The organism is Mesorhizobium jarvisii, assembly GCF_003601985.1.
GTDB classification, from domain to species: domain Bacteria; phylum Pseudomonadota; class Alphaproteobacteria; order Rhizobiales; family Rhizobiaceae; genus Mesorhizobium; species Mesorhizobium jarvisii.
The window spans coordinates 209,542-227,837 of sequence record NZ_QZXA01000003.1 but is presented as its reverse complement, the minus strand read 5'-3'; the positions used below and the strand labels follow the sequence as shown (position 1 = coordinate 227,837).

General features: G+C 65.1%; 17 protein-coding genes. 10 read left to right on the top strand and 7 right to left on the bottom strand.

Going from position 1 to position 18,296, the window contains the following annotated elements; all coding sequences use genetic code 11:
• The first annotated feature begins 14 nt into the window (after positions 1 to 14).
• Positions 15 to 785: an IclR family transcriptional regulator gene (locus D3242_RS08650; protein WP_038650427.1), complete on the top strand. Its 771-nt coding sequence runs from the start codon at positions 15 to 17 to the stop codon at positions 783 to 785.
• A 235-nt stretch (positions 786 to 1,020) separates the two neighbouring features.
• On the opposite strand, the gene D3242_RS08640 is transcribed toward D3242_RS08650, so the two are convergent.
• The 4 genes from D3242_RS08640 to D3242_RS08625 are packed head-to-tail and all read right to left on the bottom strand — an operon-like array spanning position 1,021 to position 5,942.
• The gene (locus D3242_RS08640) at positions 1,021 to 2,319 is read right to left on the bottom strand and encodes an NAD(P)/FAD-dependent oxidoreductase (RefSeq protein WP_064981394.1); all 1,299 of its coding nucleotides are present in this window, start codon (positions 2,317 to 2,319) and stop codon (positions 1,021 to 1,023) included.
• A gap of 2 nt (positions 2,320 to 2,321) precedes the next feature.
• Positions 2,322 to 3,704: a glutamine synthetase family protein gene (locus D3242_RS08635; RefSeq protein WP_064981396.1), complete on the bottom strand. Its 1,383-nt coding sequence runs from the start codon at positions 3,702 to 3,704 to the stop codon at positions 2,322 to 2,324.
• A 5-nt stretch (positions 3,705 to 3,709) separates the two neighbouring features.
• Complete coding sequence (locus D3242_RS08630) at positions 3,710 to 4,993, bottom strand: glycosyltransferase (protein WP_038650434.1); 1,284 nt, start codon at positions 4,991 to 4,993, stop codon at positions 3,710 to 3,712.
• A 10-nt stretch (positions 4,994 to 5,003) separates the two neighbouring features.
• A complete protein-coding gene (locus D3242_RS08625) occupies positions 5,004 to 5,942 on the bottom strand; it encodes a GntR family transcriptional regulator (protein ID WP_064981398.1) in 939 nt (312 codons plus the stop codon).
• A 236-nt stretch (positions 5,943 to 6,178) separates the two neighbouring features.
• Here D3242_RS08625 and D3242_RS08620 point away from each other — a divergent pair, with 236 nt between their 5' ends.
• From D3242_RS08620 to D3242_RS08580, 9 genes are all read left to right on the top strand, one after another.
• Entirely contained in the window at positions 6,179 to 7,243 is a 1,065-nt protein-coding gene (locus D3242_RS08620) for a polyamine ABC transporter substrate-binding protein (RefSeq protein ID WP_064981399.1), read from the top strand.
• A gap of 92 nt (positions 7,244 to 7,335) precedes the next feature.
• Positions 7,336 to 8,178, top strand: coding sequence for an ABC transporter permease (locus D3242_RS08615; RefSeq protein WP_019861943.1), 843 nt, complete (start codon positions 7,336 to 7,338; stop codon positions 8,176 to 8,178).
• Entirely contained in the window at positions 8,171 to 8,965 is a 795-nt protein-coding gene (locus tag D3242_RS08610; RefSeq protein WP_064981401.1) for an ABC transporter permease, read from the top strand. Before D3242_RS08615 ends, D3242_RS08610 begins: the two co-directional genes overlap by 8 nt.
• Positions 8,962 to 10,035, top strand: a complete 1,074-nt coding sequence (locus tag D3242_RS08605; protein WP_064981403.1) for an ABC transporter ATP-binding protein — start codon at positions 8,962 to 8,964, stop codon at positions 10,033 to 10,035. Before D3242_RS08610 ends, D3242_RS08605 begins: the two co-directional genes overlap by 4 nt.
• 10 nt (positions 10,036 to 10,045) lie before the next feature.
• Entirely contained in the window at positions 10,046 to 11,320 is a 1,275-nt protein-coding gene (locus D3242_RS08600) for a glycosyltransferase (protein ID WP_064981404.1), read from the top strand.
• Between the two features lie 118 nt (positions 11,321 to 11,438).
• Positions 11,439 to 11,789, top strand: coding sequence for a cupin domain-containing protein (locus tag D3242_RS08595; protein WP_064981406.1), 351 nt, complete (start codon positions 11,439 to 11,441; stop codon positions 11,787 to 11,789).
• A gap of 20 nt (positions 11,790 to 11,809) precedes the next feature.
• On the top strand, positions 11,810 to 12,151 hold the full coding sequence (locus D3242_RS08590) for a cupin domain-containing protein (protein WP_064981409.1): 342 nt from the start codon (positions 11,810 to 11,812) through the stop codon (positions 12,149 to 12,151).
• Between the two features lie 22 nt (positions 12,152 to 12,173).
• The gene (locus tag D3242_RS08585; RefSeq protein ID WP_064981411.1) at positions 12,174 to 12,518 is read left to right on the top strand and encodes a cupin domain-containing protein; all 345 of its coding nucleotides are present in this window, start codon (positions 12,174 to 12,176) and stop codon (positions 12,516 to 12,518) included.
• Positions 12,519 to 12,569: 51 nt separating this feature from the next.
• On the top strand, positions 12,570 to 14,078 hold the full coding sequence (locus D3242_RS08580) for an aldehyde dehydrogenase family protein (protein WP_064981412.1): 1,509 nt from the start codon (positions 12,570 to 12,572) through the stop codon (positions 14,076 to 14,078).
• A 59-nt stretch (positions 14,079 to 14,137) separates the two neighbouring features.
• Here D3242_RS08580 and D3242_RS08575 read toward each other — a convergent pair whose 3' ends face one another.
• The 3 genes from D3242_RS08575 to D3242_RS08565 all read right to left on the bottom strand — a co-directional run bounded on the left by D3242_RS08575 (position 14,138) and on the right by D3242_RS08565 (position 18,296).
• A complete protein-coding gene (locus tag D3242_RS08575; RefSeq protein ID WP_064981414.1) occupies positions 14,138 to 16,210 on the bottom strand; it encodes a 3-hydroxyacyl-CoA dehydrogenase NAD-binding domain-containing protein in 2,073 nt (690 codons plus the stop codon).
• Between the two features lie 154 nt (positions 16,211 to 16,364).
• Complete coding sequence (locus D3242_RS08570) at positions 16,365 to 17,312, bottom strand: ABC transporter permease (RefSeq protein WP_064981416.1); 948 nt, start codon at positions 17,310 to 17,312, stop codon at positions 16,365 to 16,367.
• A 3-nt stretch (positions 17,313 to 17,315) separates the two neighbouring features.
• Positions 17,316 to 18,296 (bottom strand): ABC transporter permease, encoded by a 981-nt coding sequence (locus D3242_RS08565; RefSeq protein WP_064981744.1) that lies wholly within the window; start codon positions 18,294 to 18,296, stop codon positions 17,316 to 17,318.

Below are 18,296 nucleotides of genomic sequence, written 5' to 3'. Positions count from 1 at the left end.
TTGGCGGAGGTGAGATGGACGAAGAGGCCGCTTCCCGTGATCATGTCGGCTCGCTCGAGCGCGGCCTTGCCGTCATGGAGATCCTCGCCCGCCACCCCTCTGGCATGACGCTGACCGAGATGGCCGAGGAAGCCGGCCTGACCCGTGCTGGCGCCCGCCGTTTCCTGCTGACGCTTGTCGCCACGGGCTATGCCACCCAGGACGGCCGTGTGTTCTCGCTGTCGCCGCGCCTGCTGGCCGTTGCCCGCACATGGCTGGGCGGCGGCTCGCTGTGGAGCTTCGCCGCGCCGATCATGCGCGCGGTCGCCGCGCAACTGAACGAGGCCTGCTCGGCCGCGATCCTGTCGGGCCAGGATGTCGTCTATGTCGCCCGCATTCCCGGCCGACGCATCCTCAGCGTGTCGCTCGATGTCGGCACCAGGCTGCCCGCCTATTGCACCTCGATGGGGCGCATTCTGCTCGCCGGCCTGGCGCCTGAGGAACTCGACGAGTTTCTGCACCAGGCGACCATCGAGAGACGGACGCCGAAGACGATCACCGACATCAGGCTGCTGGCCGAGGCCATCGGCAAGGCGAAAGCCGACGGCTTTGCCATCGTCGACGAGGAGCTGGAGCTCGGCCTGCGCTCCATCGCCGTGCCGATCCGCGACCGCGCTGGCGGCACGGTCGCGGCGATCAATGTCTCGACGCAGTCGGCGCGATTTTCGGTCGCCGAGATGGAGCGGGAAATCCTGCCGGCGCTGCTTGAGGCCAGGGAGCGGATCGAAGATTTCTTCGTCGTCTAATCAAATCGCCAAAGCTTTCAACGCCAGCGCCGCCCCTCATTGCCCTGCCGGGCATTTCTCCCGTATAGAGACGGGGAGAAAGTGGCTGGCCTCAACGCCATCGCCTTTTGTTGGAACGTTGGTGATTGGCGAAATCGCCGATGGTAGCGCCCCTCTCCCCGTCACTATACGGGGAGAGGATGCCGGCAGGCAGGTGAGGGGCAGCGCAAACTTCGATGCGTAACTGCGCCAACCTTCAATGCTTGATGCGATCCCGCATCGCGTACCACAGCATGCCCAGCACATAGAGCGGCCCGCGCAGCGTCGTGCCACCGGGGAACGGCATTGGAGTCAGCGTCGAGAACAAATCGAGCCGCGAGGCGTCGCCTGTAATCGCCTCGGCCAAAAGTTTGCCCGACAGCGTCGACAGGATGACGCCCTTGCCGGAATAGCCATGCGCGAAATAGACCTCGCCATAGTGCCCGACATGCGGCAGCCTGGATGTCGTCACAGAGACCAGCCCGCCCCAGGCATGATCGATGCGGCAGCCCTTGAGCTGCGGGAAGGTGCCTTCCATGTGCGGCCGCACGAAGCCGGCAATGTCGGCCGGCGGCGACGGCGTGTAGCGCTCGCCGCCGCCGAACAGCAAGCGTCCATCCGCCGACATGCGGTAGTAATTGACGACGAAGCGCGTGTCGGACACCGCGACATTGGCCGGGATGACGTTGCGCTTGCCCTCCAGCGGCTCGGTGGCGACGATGTAGTTGCCGACCGGCATGATGCGGCTGTTGACGCGCGGCTCCAGCCCATTGAGCAGGGCATCGCCCGCCAGCACGACATGTTTCGCGCGCACCGAGCCCTTTGCTGTCGAGACCCGGATCGAAGGCTCGCGCTCCAGTTTCACCGCCACCGAATTCTCGTGGATGACGACGCCGGCGGCCACGGCTGCGCGGGCAAGGCCGAGCGTATAGTTCAGCGGATGCATGTGGCCGCCGAGCGGCTCGTACATCGCGCCATGATATGAGGTGTCGACCTTGGCGCGTGCATCCGCCGCCGAGAGGATCTCGACGTCGCGGAACTTCATCACGCTGTCGAGGCACTTGGCCTCTTCCTCCAAATCCTTGAGATCGGAACCGTTGACCGCGCCGACCATATGGCCGGTGAGCCTCAGATCGCAGTCGATGGCGTGGCGCTCGATGATATCGAGCACTAGGCCGCGTGCTTCGAAGGCAAGGTCGAATAGCACCTTCGCCCGCTCCGGCCCGTAAAGCTTGACCAGGCCCTTGGCGCCCTTGCGCAGGCCGGGGATCATCTGGCCGCCATTGCGCCCCGATGCGCCCCAGCCGATCTTGCCGCCTTCGAGCAGCACCACCTTCAGGCCGCGCTCGGCGGCGTGAAGGGCAGCCGACAGGCCGGTGCAGCCGCCTCCGACAACGACCAGATCGGCTTCGACATCGCCGACAAGCGCCGGATGGTCCTGCGCCGGATTGGCGGTGGCGACATAGTAGGATTTGCCGATATCGAGACCGGAATTGAAACCTGTTGAAGATGCCATGATCACACCTTCAGCAGCAGGTGATCGCGTTCCCAGCTCGTCACCACGCTCTGGAACAGGTCAAGCTCGATGCTCTTGACGCGCAGATAGGTCTGGAAGAAATCCTCGCCGAGCAGTTTGCGCACCGGCTCGCAGGCGGTGAAGCGGTCGAGCGCCTCCTCCATGGTCTTCGGCAGCGTGCTCTTGATCTTGTAGGCATTGCCCGTGGCTTCCGCCGAGCGCGCCAGCTTCTGCTCGACGCCGAGATAGCCGGCGAGCAGCGAGCCGGCGATGGCCAGATAGGGATTACAATCGGCGCCCGGCAAACGGTTCTCCACCCGCCGCGCCGAGCGGCCACCGGCCGGTACGCGCAGGCCGCAGGAGCGGTTGTCGTGCGACCATTCGATGTTGGCCGGAGCGCTGTGGTTCGGCCTTATGCGGCGGAACGAATTCACGTTCGGCGCGAACAGCGGCATGATTTCCGGCACATATTTCTGCAGGCCGCCGATGAAATGGCCGAACATCTCGGTGTCGGCATCATCGTCGCTGGCAAACAGTGCAGTGCCCGTCTTCTCGTCGATGACGGACATGTGCAGATGCATCGAGCTGCCCGCCTGGGCCGCGATCGGCTTGGCCATGAAGGTGGCGTGCATGCCGCATTGCTGCGCGGCCTGGCGCGTCAGCCGCTTGAACAAAAGCACCTGGTCGGCGAGCGGCAGCGCGTCGCCATGCAGGAGATTGATCTCCAGTTGCGCCGTGCCCGATTCATGGATCAGCGTATCGAGCGGCAGGCCGGCCGCCGCGGCATAATCATAGACGCGCCGGATCACCGGCTCGAATTCTTCCAGTGCCACCATGTCGTAGGGATGCTGCACAGTTTCCGCGCGGCCATTGCTGCCGACCGGCGCGGTCAGCGGCCTGTCCGGATCGGGGTTGGGCGCGGTCAGATAGAATTCGACCTCCGGCGCCACCACCGCGCGCCAGCCGCGCTGGCGGTAGAGATCGAGCACGGCGCGCAGCACATGGCGCGGCGAGGCCATCCATGGCCGGCCGTCCATGTGGAAGGCGTCGGCGAAGACATAGGCTTTGCCGGCCCCGGCACCCGGCGCCAGGCACAGCGTCGAAACGTCAGGCACCATGCGCATATCCGGATCCGAATAGGCAAAGCCCTCGTCGATCGAGCCGGAATAGCGGCCGTCGATGCTGACCAGGAAGGCGCTGCTCGGCAGATAGAGCGCGCGGTCTTCCAGCGCCTTGAGGAATTTCACCGTCGGCAGCGCCTTGCCGCGCAGCACGCCGTTCATGTCGGGCACCAGGCATTCGACCTCGGTGATGCCGTGCTGGGCCAGCCAGGCCTTGGGATCGTTGGCGCTGGAGAGAGAGGTCTTGGTGTTTTTATCAAGCATGTCGTTCAAGTCCGTATCAGAGAGAGTATGGCTTGCGCGGCCACGTCCGTTCCGGGTTTCAGCGCCATCTGGGCTGCATTGTCCCTCAAGCGGGCGCGCATGGCGTCGTCGGCCAGCAGGCCGAGAATGGCTCTCTCCAATACTCCTTCGGTCCAGCCGTCACGGCCGATATGGTCGCCGGTGCCGGTCTCTTCGGCGCGGCGTGCATTGTCGTGTCCGTCCCAGCAATAGGGCATGATCAGCGACGGCACGCCGAAGCGCAGCGCCTCGCAAAAGCTGTTGTTGCCGCCGTGATGGATGAACAGGTCCGACTTCGCCACCACCGAAGGCTGCGGAAACCAGGCGTCGAGATAGACATTGTCCGGCACCGCGCGATAGGCGTCGCGCAGGCCGCCGACATTGACGATGAAGCGCGCCGGCAGCCTGTCGAAGACTGCGAGCATGCGCTCGATCAGCCCGACATCCATGGCGCCGAGACTGCCGAAGCTGACATAGACCAGCGGCCCGCCATTGCGCGGAAACACCGGCACCTCGAACGGCCCTTCCGAGCGCACGCAGCCTTCGAGATAGACGAAGCGGGCCGGATCGAGCGGTTCGGCCCGCTCGCGCCGCACGATCGCTGGCGTCAGCAGCAGATTGAGATCGGGCGAGCTTTCCAGGAACAGGCCCTTCGGCAACGGTCCCAGGCCGGCATCGGCACGAAAGCGGTTGAAGCGGTCATGTGCCGGCGCCGAAGCCGAGAGATAGCGCGCCTCGAACGCTGCGCGTTGCGGGTCATCGGCAGCCATCCCGGAAAGGTAGGGTGGCACCTCGGCGTCCGGCAGCTCGGTCTCGGCGCAGGAGACGACGCGCACCCAGGGGCAGCCGGCGGCGGCGATCGCCGGAAACATGATGACATTGTCGAGCACCACCGCGTCCGGCTTCAGCCGCGCCAGCAATTGCCGCAGCGGCGCCTCGGCATTGACCGCAGTGTCGACGATCGCTTGCCAGGTCGGTGCGACATAGGTTTCGAGTTGGTCGATCGGGCTCAGCCGGAAATGCGGCAGGTGCCGGCGCACGAAGGCCTGCCAGTAGCTCTGGCGCTCGCTGTCGCTCAGCGGCTCGTCGGTGGGCAGTTGATATTCCTGGAAACCATAGTCGGCAAAGACACCGGAGAAACCAGCATGGCAGATGAAGACGGGCCGGGCGCCCCGCGCTCGCAAGGCCTGCGCGATGCCGACGCAATTCAACGCGGCGCCGAAGCTGGCTTCGGGAAACAGCGCGATGGTCGGGCTGGCTTTGCGCGTCAATTAATCCTCTTCATTCCGGCCGGCTGATCATGCCGAACAGGGCGGGCGCCCCGCGGCTGGCCGCTTGCGGTCGCTGGTTGCGGGAGAGCCTCAGGTGGATGCGAAGCAGATCGGCAGCCACCTCATACTGCCGGCTTTCGAGATGGTCGAGTATGTTCAGGTGTTCCAGCAAGGATTGCCGCAGCCGGAAGACGTTGACCCCGGCATAGATGCCCGGCAGCCGGCGCAGGCGGAGATGATCGGCCAGCGCGTCGGCGATGAAGCGGTTGGCGCAGCCCTCGGCGATCATGCCGTGGAAATCCATGTCCAGACGCTGGAACTCGCGCGTGTCGAACGCGGCATCCGGCAGCGCCGACAAGGCGTCCATGCCCTGGCGCAACGCCGCCGCGCGCGCGCCGTCCAGCCGGAAGCCCGGTGTCAGGATCGCCGCCGGCTCGAGCAGCAGCCGGAACTCGTAGCTTTCGCCTTGCGCCTCCGGATCGTCGGGCGTGCGCCGGAAAAGCCAGGACTGGCCGGGCGCGCGGTCCAGCAGATTCTCTTCCGTCAGTTTATTAAGCGCTTTTAGTACCGTCTTTCGATCAGCGCTGTAGCGTCGCATCAGCGCCGCGGCGGTCACCGTCTGGTCCAGCCGCCGCGCCGAGCGGTCGCGCAGGATCGCCTCGGCCAGCTCGTCTTCCACCGCGCTGGGAAGCTCGGCTGATATGGCCGGCTGCGCGGCGAGGTCGACCGCCAGGTGATAACCGGTATCGGCTTCCCAGCGCACGACGCCCCGCTCAGCCAAAAGGCTGAGTGCCGCTCGCACCGGCGTGCGCGAGACATTACACAAAGAGGCGATCTGCTGTTCGGGCAGGCGCGCGCCGGGCTCGAAGCCGCGCTGGCGCGCCACATCGAGGATGCGCTGCGCCAGGTCGAGATGGTTGGTGCGAGGTCGTCGGGCTGCGGCTTGCATGACTTGTCTCGGCGGACGGATGTGACCGCATTGGTTTGGCTGATCGCCGGAGCAAGCGCAATCGGCCAGATTCCTCGGTCGGTTGGCAAATTATGGATTGACGTACTTTTTTCTGCAATAGTACTGTCCTGGCAATCGGCGACAAAAAAGACCGAGGGAACAGGATCGAAGGCAGCGGCATGGGTCGCGTCCGGTCCAGCACAGAATTCGACGATCAACCGGAATGGGAGTCTGCCATGACCGCTACCAGCCCGGAGCGCCGTGCGCTCAAGGTCTCTTCAATCGCTCTCGGCCTTGCCCTGGCGCTGTCGGCTCCGGCAATCGCCGCCGACCTCGTCATCTCCAACTGGGACGGCTACATGGCGCCCGACGCCATGACCGCCTTCAAGACCGCCACCGGCGTCTCCGGCGAAGTGGTGGTGCACGCCACCAATGAAGAGATCATGGGCAAGCTGATCGCCGCCGGCGGCAAGGGCTATGACGTGGTCTTCGTCTCTTCGCCCTTTGCCGAAGTGCTGAACAAGCTCGGTCTGACCGAGCCGATGGACCACGCCAAGATCCCCAATCTCGCCAACCTCTATCCGGAAGCGACCAAGCTGCCGCACGATGTCGGCAACGCGTTCTCCGTGCCCTACACCTGGGGCACGACCGGCCTCTGCTACCGCTCGGACCTGGTCAAGACGGCGCCGACGAGCTGGAGCGATCTGCTCGCGCCTTCAGATGCGCTGAAGGGCAAGACCACCATGCTGGCAACCGACCGCTGGCTGCTGGCCGCGGGCCAGCTCGACAAGGGTTTTTCCGTCAACGAGACCGATCCGGCCAAGATGGCCGAGGTCAAGGACCTCTTGATCTCGGCCAAGAGGACCCTGCTCGCCTATGACGACACCACCTTCTATTCCAAACTGGTTTCCGGCGAGGCGCTGATGGTGCAGGCCTGGGACGGCTGGTGCAATTACGGCATCGCCGAAAAGCCGGAGATCAAATACGTCATTCCGAAGGAAGGCTCGGACCTCTGGGTCGACACGATGGTGATGATGAAGGCCTCCGAGCACAAGGACGACGCCTTCAAGTTCATCAACTTCATGCTCGACGCCAAGAACCACGCCTGGGCGGCGCAGAACATCGACTACAAGGTGCCGAACAAGCCGGCGATGGAAAGCCTGCCCGCCGATTTCCTGGCGAAATTCCCCAACATGGCGATGCCGGTGGCCGATCTCGTCAAGTTCGAGCAGCTGCGCGATGTCGGCGAAGCCCAGCGCGACTATTCCAAGATCGTCAGCGAGATCAAGGCCGCGCAGTAAGCGGCACGGATATCACGGCCGGCAGTGCTTTGGCTGCCGGCCCTGAGCGGTACCTTAAATTGTCCCAGACCCGACTTCGCTCCTCCCTGCTGATGGCCCCGGCGCTGGTCTGGCTGACCGCGCTGATGGTGGTGCCGTGCGCGCTGGTGCTGGCGCTCGCCTTCTTCCGGCGCGGCATCTATGGCGGCATCGACTACACCTTCACGCTGGAGAATTTCGGGCTGGTCTTCGACCCGCTCTATGCCGGCATTTTCCTGAAGTCAGCGCGCATCGCCGGCACTGCCACGCTGATCGCGGTGGTGATCGGCTATGCCGCCGCCTACGCCATCTCCGCTGCCCCGCGCCGCTGGCAGCCTGTGTTCCTGTTCTTCGCCGTGCTGCCGTTCTGGTCCAACTATTTGATCCGCACCTATGCCTGGATCGTGCTGCTCAACCGCGAAGGCCTGATCACCCAGCTCCTGCGCTGGTTGGGCTATACCGGCGAACCGCCATCGATGCTCTATACTGAAGGCGCGGTCATCGCCGGCCTCGTCTACAATTATCTGCCCTTCGTCATCCTCGCCTGCTACGCACCGCTGTCGCGGCTCAACCCCGAACTCGCCGAAGCCTCGCGCGACCTCGGCGCTTCGGCCGCCACCACATTCCGCCGTGTCATCCTGCCGCTGACCGTGCCCGGCATCGCCGCCGGCGCGGTCTTCGTCTTCGTGCTGTCTATCGGCAATTTCGTCACCCCGGCCCTGCTCGGCGGCGGCCGTTTCCAGATGATCGGCAATCTCGTCTACGACCAGTTCCTCACCGCCAATGACTGGCCCTTCGGCGCTGCCCTCGCCATGGCGCTGATCGCCATCATGCTTTTGGTGCTGATGGTCCAGGCGCTCGCCGCCGACCGCGCCTCGGGGCGGGCAGCGCAGACCAAAGGTGACGCCGATGGCTGAGCGTTCCCCTGTGACGCGGCGTACGCTGTGGCTTGTGCTGAGCCTCGTCTTCGCCTTCCTCTACATCCCGATCGCCGTACTGGTGGCGCTCTCCTTCAACGAAGGCGGGTTGCCGACGGCATGGTCCGGCTTCTCGCTGAAATGGTATGCCTCGCTGGCCAACAATTCCGCGATCCTGTCCGCCGCGCTCAACACGCTGATCGTGGCGCTGGTCTCGACAGCCATCGCCACCTTGCTCGGCACGCTGCTGGCGATCGGCGTCGAGATGCGCCGGCAATATGGCAAGGGGCTGGAAGCCCTGATCTTTGCGCCGATGATCATCCCCGACATCGTGCTGGCGATTGCACTGCTGTCGTTCTTTTCCATGCTCAATTTGACCATGGGCCTGCACACCATCATCCTCGCCCATGTCGTCTTCAACCTTGCCTTCGTCTGCTCGGTGGTGCGCGCCCGGCTGAAGAGCTTCGACTGGTCGATCGTCGAGGCCTCCGCCGACCTCGGCGCCTCCGCCATCACCACTTTCCGGCGCGTGACCTTGCCGGTCATCGCGCCGGCGGTGATCGCCGGTGCGCTGCTCGCCTTCACGCTGTCGGTCGACGAGTTCATCATCGCCTTCTTCACCGCAGGCGCCGGCCGCGCTTCGACCACGCTGCCGATGCAGATCTACGCCATGATCCGCTTCGGCATCACCCCTGAGATCAACGCGCTGGCGACCATCGTCATGGCCGTAAGCATCACCGCGCTGACCCTGTCGCAGCGGCTCAACCGGGGAATCATCGGCCAATGAGCGAACCGCGCACGCTGCTGGCCATCGACCATGTGTCGAAGAATTTCGGCCGGGTCACCGCCGTCGACGGCATCTCGCTCGACATCCGCGAGAACGAGTTCTTCGCGCTGCTCGGCCCATCGGGCTGCGGCAAGACCACGCTCTTGCGCATGCTGGCCGGTTTCGAGATGCCGAGCGACGGCCGCATCCTGCTCGACGGCAAGGATATCGCCAGGACCCCGCCCAACAAGCGGCCGGTCAACCTGATGTTCCAGTCTTACGCGTTGTTCCCGCATATGAGCGTGCGCGCCAACGTCTCCTATGGGCTGGAGATGGAGCGCTTGCCGGCGAAAGAGATCCGGTCCCGCGTCGACGCCATCCTGGCGACCACCGAGCTCGTCCCCTTCGCCGACCGCAAGCCGGAGCAATTGTCGGGCGGCCAGAAGCAGCGCGTCGCGCTCGCCCGCGCCCTGGTCAAGCGGCCCCGGCTGCTGCTGCTCGACGAGCCGCTCGGCGCGCTCGACAAGAAGCTGCGCGGCGCCATGCAACTGGAATTGAAGCGCCTGCAGCACGAGGTCGGCATCACCTTCGTCATCGTCACCCATGACCAGGAAGAATCGCTTGTCATGGCCGATCGCATGGCGGTGCTGAAAGACGGCAGGCTGCTGCAATGCGACACGCCGCACGCGATCTACGAGCATCCCGCCGACCGTTTCGTCGCCGACTTCATCGGCGTGATGAATTTTATCCCGGGCAAGGCCTCAGCCGATGGCGTGGTCGCCGCGAACGGTGCGCGCATCGCTGGCAAGGTCCCTGCAGCGCTCACGCCGGGCGCATCGGCGGTTGCCTCGGTGCGGCCCGAGCGCATCCGATTGTTCCCGTCAGCCGAGACCGCCAACCGCACGACCGGCACGGTCGAGGCGCTGGCCTATCACGGCCTCGACCTGCAACTGCACGTTCGCACGCCGCTGTCGCCAAAACCGTTCCTGGTGCGCGTCACCGCGGATGCGGCTGACCGCAGGCCTGTCGCATCCGGCGACCAGGTCGAACTCGGCTGGGACGCCGCCGATGTCAGAATTTTCGCAGAATAGGAGAAGCTTGATGGCGCAGAAGACGATCGCCTTTTTTCCGGAAGCCGCCTACGGCCCGGCGCTCAATTCCGTCGGCATCGCGCAGGCCGTCGAGGCGCGTGGCCACAAGGCCGTGTTCCTGTCCGACCCCGGCTTTGTCGAGGTTTACAGGGGCTACGGCTTCGAGGCGCATACGGTGAACCTGTCCGAACCGATGCCGCCCGAGCAGATGGCGAAATTCTGGGAGGATTTTATCAACGGCCACATCCCGAATTTCCGCAAATCGCCCTACGACCAGGTCGACAACTATGTGAAGGATTGCTGGACGGCGATCGTCGACAGCGCCAAATGGGCGCAGAAGGATCTGCCGCGCGTGCTGGCCGCCATCAAGCCGGACGTCATCTGCGTCGACAACGTCATCCTGTTCCCGGCGATCAAACAGTTCGGCAAGCCTTGGGTGCGCGTCATCTCCTGCTCGGAAAACGAGATCGAGGACGAGGACATCCCGCCGCATCTTTCCGGTTGCGGCGAGAACGACCATGCCGGCCACCAGCGCTACCGCGACCATTTCAACGCGGTGATCAAGCCGATCCATGACGACTTCAATGCCTTCCTCACCGCCAACAACGAGGCGGCCTACCCGGTCGGCCAATTCTTCGAGTCCTCGCCATATCTCAATTTGCTGCTCTATCCCGAAGCTGCGAAATTCAAGCGCCGTCATCCGCTCGACCCCCGACAATTCCAGTATCTCGAAGGCTGCGTGCGGCAGGAGAAACCTTACGCCGTGCCGACCTTCGCTGAGAATAATGACGGGCCGCTGCTCTATGTCTCCTTCGGCAGCCTTGGCGCCGGCGATGTCGAACTCTTGAAGCGCATCATCGCCACGCTGGGCAAGACGCGCTACCGCGCGCTGGTCAATGTCGGCGGCTACAAGGACCAGTATAAGGACGTGCCCGGCAACGTCATCGTCGAGAGCTGGTTTCCGCAGCCTTCGGTCATCCCGCAGGTCGATGCCGTCATCCACCATGGCGGCAACAACTCGTTCACCGAGTGCCTCTATTTCGGCAAGCCGGCCATCATCATGCCCTATGTCTGGGATGGCCACGACAATGCCACCCGCGTCGAGGAAACTGGCCACGGCTTCGGCATGCCGCGCTATGACTGGAACGACGCCGAGTTGGTCGCGAAGATCGAGGCCTGCCTGACCGACCCCAGGATGAAGGCGAGGCTGGCGAAGACATCCGCGCAGATGCACGCACAGAACGGGCCTGAGAAGGCTGCCGGCTTGCTGGAGGCGCTGCTGTGAGCACGATGTTTGAGATGCATCTGATCTCCCCCCTCGCGGGGGAGATGGCCGGCAGGCCAGAGGGGGGTGCCTGGGCGCAACATGACGACATTAGGCATCCCGCCATCGGAGCACGTCCATGACCTCCTCCGCTCCGCACCTCTATCAAGCCTCCACCCGCACCGATCTCGTCGACTGGGGCGCCCAGCCCGACGCATTGGACGGCGCCTCGCACTCCACCGGCAGGCTGGTGCACAAGGGCCCCAACAACCAGCCGGAATCCGGCATCTGGGTGTGCACGCCGGGCCGCTGGCGGCTCTCGATCCCGCGCGCCGAATTGTGCCATTTCGTCGCCGGCCGCGCGACCTACCGCTCGGATGTCGGCGAAGTGATAGAAGTCTCGGCCGGGACCGTGGTCATGTTCCCCGCCGGCTGGACGGGCGAGTGCACGGTGCACGAGACCATGCGCAACGTCTACATGCTGGCCTAAGAGCAACGGAGCTAGATCACATGTCGACACCGCATTGGCCCAAGGCTTCGGCAGTGGAACTGGAAGATTGGGGCGCGGGCAGCAATACCCTTGCCGGCGCGCCGCGCGCCTCCGGAAAAATCCTGTCGCAGAACCCGGACGGCTCGAGCGAATGCGGCCTGTGGTCGTGCACGCCGGGCACCCGCAAGGTCACCTTCGCCGCCGACGAGTTCTGCCATTTCCTGTCGGGGCACGGCAGCTATGTCCACGAGAATGGCGAACAGATTCCGGTCACGGCCGGCACGCTGGTGTTCTTTCCTGCCGGCTGGACCGGCATCTCCATCATCACGCAAACGCTGACCAAGGCCTTCATGTGCCGGTGAGCATCATTTCAAGGAATTCGATATGACCACGCCAATCATGCAATGGCCGCTCGCCGTCACCGACCTCATCGACTGGGGCGTCATCCCGACGATGATCGAGGGGCAGTCCCACACCTCGGGCAAGCTGCTCCACAAGGGACAGGAAGGCCGTTCCGAATGCGGCCTATGGGTCTGCACGCCGGGCAAATGGCACTGCCACGTCACCCGCGACGAGTTCTGCCACTTCCTCGAAGGCCGCTGCACCTATGTGCACGAATCGGGCGAAGTGATCGAAATCGAGCCGGACACGGCGGCTTTCTTTCCGCAGGACTGGAAAGGCGTCTGCACCGTCCACGAGACGATCAAGAAGGTCTACATGATCCGCTGAGCCTCGGTAGGACGAATTCTCAAAAGGCTCCATGCGTGGAGAAGGACAAAAATGCATTTCTCCCCTGACCGGCCGACCTTCTTCGTCAATCCGGACTACCGGCCGATGGCCGGCGCAAGCAAAGCGGTGATCGATCCGGCAACGCTGGAAACGGCCGGCGCCATCGCCGCAGCCAGCGACGGCGAGATCGACGCCGTGCTCACCGCCGCGACCAGGGCGCAAGTTGCCTGGAAAAGGCTCGACGCCAAGAGCCGGGCAAAACATCTGCACGCCGTCGCCAACGCCATCGAGGCGGCCGATTTCACGCGCTGCGCCGAGCTCATGGTGCGCGAGATGGGCAAGCCCTACCCGGAAGCCATCGGTGAGATCGCCAATTGCGCGCCGATCTTCCGCTACTATGCCGAGATGGCGCGCGACGATGCCGGCAAGGTGGCCGGCACGACGCAGGCCGGTTCGTTCCAATATGCGCGCTACGAGCCCTATGGCGTCTCCGTCCACATCATGCCCTACAATTTTCCGATCCTGTTGATGTGCTGGACCGTCGCGGCATCGCTTGCCGCGGGCAATGCCTGCATCATCAAGCCTGCCGAGGCGACGACGCTGTCGACGCTGGACTACATGGCGGTGTTCCGCTCGCTGCCGGAAGGCCTGGTCTCTTGCCTGCCCGGCGGCGCGGCCACGGCGCAGGCGCTGATCACGTCCGACCGCACGCATGCGGTTGCCTTCACCGGCTCGGTCGCCGCCGGCAAGGCGGTGGCTGTCGCCTGCGCCGAACGCATGAAGCCTTGCGTCATCGAGGCCGGCGGCAGCGATCCGCTGATCATCAGCAAGCACGCGCCGCTGGAGGTCGCCGCGGCCGGCAGCGTCACCGCCGCCTTCCACCTCACCGGCCAGGTCTGCACCTCGGCCGAGCGCTTCTTCGTCGTCGATGCCGTGCATGACCACTTCGTCGACCTGTTCGCCGACAGGACACGCGCGCTGCGCATCGGCAACGGCATGGACAAGACCGAGATTGGTCCGCTGGTCAGCGAAGCGGCTCGGGCCAAGGTCATGCGTCTTGTCGATGACGCCATTCGCAGCGGCGCCAAAGCAATTACCGGCGGGCGCATCCCGCCGGCGCACAACACCGGCTGGTTCTACGAACCGACCATCCTGACCGGCGTCACCCCCGACATGGCGATCGTGCGCGAAGAGTGTTTTGGGCCGGTCGCCGCCATCTGCCGCGTGAAGGATTTCGACGAGGCGATCCGGCTTGCCAATGACAGCCCGTTCGGGCTCGGCGCCTCGGTGTTCACCACCGATCTCGCCGAAGCGCATGAGGCGGCCGAACGGCTGGAGGCCGGCATGGTCTGGGTCAACAATCCGCTTATCGACAATGACGCCCTGCCCTTCGGCGGCTGGAAGGCGTCAGGTCTCGGCCGCGAACTGGGACGGCAGGGGCTCGATGCCTTCCGCCGTTCCAAGATGGTCATCATCGACCACAGACCGGCGATCCAGGACTGGTGGTATCCCTATCCCGACAGCTGGTTCCGCGAGACCGGCGGACGCAAGCACGTGTGAGGGCATGGCGGCGACACCGCGCGGCTCGATGATCGCCGCCGCCTTCAGCGGTCATCTGGTCAGGCTGTCGCGTCGGTCTCCCAGGAACCGGTCTCGGCCATTTGCCTGAGGAGCGGAGCCACCTCGAAAACCTGCTTGCCGGTCCGTTGATGCCAGTGGTCGAGCCGTTCGACGATCCTGGACGCCCCTTCGAGACCGGCCCAGAACATCGGGCCACCCTTGCCGATGGGAAAACCGTAGCCATTGGCCCAGACGACATCGATGTCGGAGGCACGGGCCGCGATCTTCTCCTCGAGGATCTTCGCCCCCTCATTGACCAGGGGGTAGAGCGTGCGCTCGATGATCTCTTCCGCGCTGATCGCGCGCGGCGCGATGCCACGCTCGGCGGCCTTTTCGCGGATCAGCGCCTCAACCTCCGGATCTGGAACGCCTGCCCGGGCGCCGGCCTCGTAGAGATAGAAGCCCCGGCCGGTCTTCTGCCCGAAGCGCCCCTGCTCGCACAGCGTATCGGCGATCACGGCCGTCAGGCCACGGGCCTTGCGGTTGCGCCACCCAATGTCGAGGCCGGCGAGATCGCCCATCTGGAACGGCCCCATCGGCCAGCCGAAATCGGTGAAGGCCTTGTCGATCTGGCTGGGTGTCGCGCCCTCGAGCAGCAGCGCTTCCGATTCCGAACCGCGCGCGGCCAGCATGCGGTTGCCGACAAAGCCGTGGCAGACACCGACGACGACCGCCACCTTGCCGATCCGCCGCGCGAGGTCGACAACCGTCGCCAGCGCATCCGGCGCGGTCTTGTCTGCCCGCACGATCTCCAGCAGCTTCATGACATTGGCCGGCGAGAAGAAATGCAGGCCGAGCACATCCTGTGGCCGCGAGATCGAGCCGGCGATCTCATTGATGTCGAGATAGGAAGTGTTGGTGGCAAGGATGGCGCCCGGCTTGGCGATGGCATCCAGCTTGCCGAAGACCTCCTTCTTCACCGCCATGTCCTCGAACACCGCCTCGATGATCAGGTCACACTCGGCGAGATCGGCATAGTCGGTCGAGCCCTTGAACTGGGCGAGCCGTTGACGCTTGGCGTCTTCGGCCAGGGAACCGCGCGAAACGGAAACGGCGTAGTTCTTCTCGATCATGCCCAGCCCGCGCTGCAGCGCTTCCACGCTGGTTTCCAGCAAGGTGACCGGAAAGCCGCCATTGGCGAAGGCCATGGCGATCCCGCCGCCCATCGTGCCGGCGCCGATGACCCCGACGCGGGCGATCCTGCGCTTGGGCGTGTCCTTGCCGGGAAGCTTTGCCGCCTCACGTTCGGCGAAGAACAGATGGCGCTGCGCTCGCGACTGGTCGCTGGCGACCAGTTTAACGAACAGCGCGCGCTCCGCCGCCAGCGCCTCGTCGAAGGGCAGTGTGACGGCGTTGCGCACCGCTTGCGCGCAGGCAACCGGCGCTTCCAGCCCGCGCGCCTTTTTGGCGAGCTCCGCCGCCTCGGCATCGAAAGCCGCGAGGTCGGTTTCCCCAAGCCCGTCATTGCGATCGCGCACAGGCGTGAACGGACCACCCTTGCGGGCGATTTCCCCTGCGAAGTTCGTGGCATGCGTGACCAGATCGCCCTCGAAAACGGCATCGACGAGACCGGCTTCATGCGCCTCGTCGGCACCGACCGGCGAACCCGAGACAATCATCTTCAGCGCCTCCACCGCCCCGACAAGACGCGGCAGCCGCACCGTGCCGCCGCCGCCCGGCAGCAGGCCAAGTTTCACTTCCGGCAGGCCGAGCTTGGCGTCGATATCGGCAACGCGGAAATGGCAGCCGAGCGCCAGTTCCAGCCCGCCGCCGAGCGCGGTGCCGTGGATGGCGGCGACCGTCGGTTTGGCGATGGTTTCCAGCATCGCGACGATGGCGCGCAGATCGGGCTGCTGCACCGGCTTGCCGAATTCGGTGATGTCGGCGCCGGCGACAAAGGTCCGTCCGGCGCAGGCGATGACTATTGCCGTGACCGAAGCATCGTCGCGCAAGTCGACCAGCGCCTGCATCAGCGGCTCGCGGACATGGAAACTCAGCGCGTTGACCGGCGGGTTGTCGATGGTGACGATAGCGACGCCATTCTCGTTCACGACGCTGACAGAATTGGACAAGCAGAGCCCTCCCGGGACCGACTGAGATCGCGGAAGGGTTTACTAGGCCGCGCCGCGAATGGGAACCCGCTGTTGGGCTGGCCCAACGATTGGCGGCGCGACGGGCTGCCCCGGAGGTCGCGGTCGATGCTCGCCAGACGCTTGGAGACGGCGATCACCGCACCGCCTTCTCCCCACCCGCCGCCGTAATCACCCCGACGATGATCAGTCCGGTCAGCAGCAGCCGCACGCCGGCGCTGACGCCGAACGTGTTGAGCATGGTCAAGAGCAGCACCAGAAACAGCGCGGCGCCCCAGACGCCGGGGACATTGGCCTTGCCGCCGGCGACCGACGTGCCGCCGATGACGACGACGGCGATCGAGGCGAGCAGATATTCATTGCCGATATCGACATTGGCGCCCCTGAAATAGCCGGCGAGCAGGGCGCCGTCGATGCCGGCGAGCGCGCCCGACAGCGTGTAGGTGAGGAAGCGGATGCGGCCTACATTGACGCCGGCGAGCCAGGCGGCGCGGATGTTCTGGCCGATCGCCAGCACCGACCGGCCATAGATCATGCGCTGCAAGGCGATGGCCGCGCCGATGGTGAACAGCACGGTCAGAACCGCCAGCACGGGAATACCTAGCACCTGCCAGTTGGTGAAATCGGCAAAGCCGGGCGGCGGCTTGATCTGCAGCCCGCGCCCATAGCTGATGTCGATCGACTGGATGATGAAGCTCGCCGACAAGGTGGCGATGATCGGCGGAATGCGCAGCGCCCAGATCAGCAGATAGTTGATCGCGCCGATCGCCGCGCCGCAGGCGAGCGCCGCCAGCAGCCCGACGACGATCATGGAATCGCTGCCGGCCATTACCTTCATGGCGACCGCGCTGGCGAGGCCGATATTGGCCGGCAGCGACAGGTCGACATTGCCGGGGCCGAGCGTGATGACGAACATCTGGCCGACGCCGACGATCACCGTGAAGACGGCAAGTGACAACGCCGCCGTGACCATGCCGCCGGCGCCATAGCCGCCGGTGAAGGCGATCGTCGCCAGCCACACGACAAGCGCGCCGAGGAACGACCATACCCAGGGTTTGCCGGCCAGCGATCTAACCAAAATCATCGCTCACCTCTCCCTGCGGCTGATCAGCACCCGCGCCGCCAGCACGATGATCAGGATGGCGCCGTTGGCGGCCACCTGCCAGTCCGGCGGAATGTGCATGAAGGTGAGCAGCGGCGAAGCGGCCAGCGCCAGCGTCAGCGCGCCGATCACCGCGCCGATCGGCGACACCCGGCCACCGACGAATTCGCCGCCGCCGAGGATGACGCCGGCGATCGAAAGCAGCGTGTAGCCATTGCCGATATTGGCGTCGGCCGAGGTGGTGATGCCGATCAGCGCCATGCCGGACAGCACGCCGAACAGGCCGGCCAGCGCAAACAGCACGATCTTGGTTCTGAGCAGCGACCAGCCTGCGCGCTTGAGCGCGGCCGGATTGCCGCCGGAGCCGCGCAGGATCACACCATAGGAGGTGCGCATCAGGCCGAAATGGACGACGAGGCCGATCAGCAGCGCCGCGGTGATCGGGAAGGGGATAAGAGGCGGCTTGAACGACATGATTGCCAGCAGCCAGTCCGGCGCCTTGCCGCCGGGCTTGGGCAGGACGAGGATGGCCAGCCCCTGCCAGACGAAACTCATGCCGAGCGTCACCACGATCGACGGCAGATTGCGCAGATGGATCAGCGCGCCGAGCAGCGCATAGACGCCGATCGAGCCAAGCAGGATGGCAACGCCGATAAGCGGCGCGTCCTTCAGCCAGGTCGCGGTGACGCAGCCGACGAAACCGACGAAGGTGCCGATCGACAGGTCGAGCTCATTGCCTGAAATGACGAACATCTGCGCGATCGTCGCCAGCGCGATCGGGATCGCCAGGTTCAGCATCAGGCTGAAGCCGAAATAGCTAATGGCGCGCGGGTTGAGCCAGGCGATGGCGGCGAGCACCAATGCCAGCGACAGCGCCGGCAGCAGCCCGCGCAGCAGGCGGGCACGGGCCAGCGCGCCACGCTCGGCGGAACTCCTGGCGGTGGCGTCGAGGCTGGCGGCAGTCAT